At 71.6% G+C, this 1019-nt stretch carries 1 protein-coding gene; it reads left to right on the plus strand.

Annotated features, from left to right (window positions below):
* Positions 1–1019, plus strand: a 1019-nt coding sequence (locus tag Q9Q40_02595) for a hypothetical protein (GenBank protein MDQ7006099.1), incomplete at both ends; no start/stop codon positions are given.

Genomic DNA, 1019 nt, shown 5'->3' on the forward strand with positions numbered 1-1019 from the left:
CCCATCCGGCACTGCCCCTCCAACGCCCCGGACCGCCCCGCGCCCTTCGCCTTCAGGAGACACGGCTTCTACGACCGCAAGTGTGACGGAAGGCGCGTCCCGCGTTTCCACTGCTGCGCCTGCGGCAGGACCTTCTCCCAGCAGACCTTCACCACCTCCTACTACCTCAAGCGCCCCGAGCTGCTCGTCCGCGTCGCCGACGAACTCGTCGGTTGCTCCGCGCACCGCCAGATCGCCCGTGCCTGCAAGTGCGCCGCCTCCACCGTCTCCCGGCTGGCCGCACGCCTCGCCAGGCACGCCATCACCTTCCAGGCCCGCACCCTCCAAGCCCTGGAGGCCATCGACGAGCCCGTCGTCTACGACCACTTCGAGTCCTTCGCCCACTCCCAGTACTTCCCCCTCGGCCTCGGCACCGCCTACGCCCAGGACTCCCGACTGCTCCTCTCCCTCGACCTGGCCCCCCACCGGCGATGCGGCCGCATGTCGGACTACCAGAAAAAAAGGCGCGACCGCCTCGAGGCGCTCTACGGCAAGCCCAAGCCCCAGGCCTATGCCCGCGCCCTGCGGGAAACCCTCGACCGCCTGCTGGCCAAGGTCCCCCAGGGCCAGCGCTTACGCCTGGTCAGCGACGACCACAAGCAGTACGCCCTGGCCGTCTCCCGCCACCCCCGGCACGAGCGCATCGACCACCTCCGCCTGCCCAACCCCCACCGCGGACCCAAGGGAAGCCCCCGCTCGGACGCCGCCCGGCGCCGGGACGCCGCCCTGGCCACCGTGGACTTCGCCCACCAGTTCCTCCGGCACAGCCTCTCCCACCAGCGCCGGGAGACCATCGCCTTCGCCCGGCGCCACTCCTCGCTGGCCGAGCAGATCTTCACCCACGGGGTGTGGCTGAACTACGTCAAGCTGCGCGCCGAGCGCCAGCCCCGGGCCGGTACCCGGGCCATGCATGCCGGGCTGAGCGACCGGCCCTGGGACTGGACGCGGATCCTCGCCCGCCGGCTCCAGCCCTTCGAGGT

It is taken from the genome of Acidobacteriota bacterium (assembly GCA_030949985.1).
Lineage (GTDB): Bacteria > Acidobacteriota > Polarisedimenticolia > J045 > J045 > JALTMS01.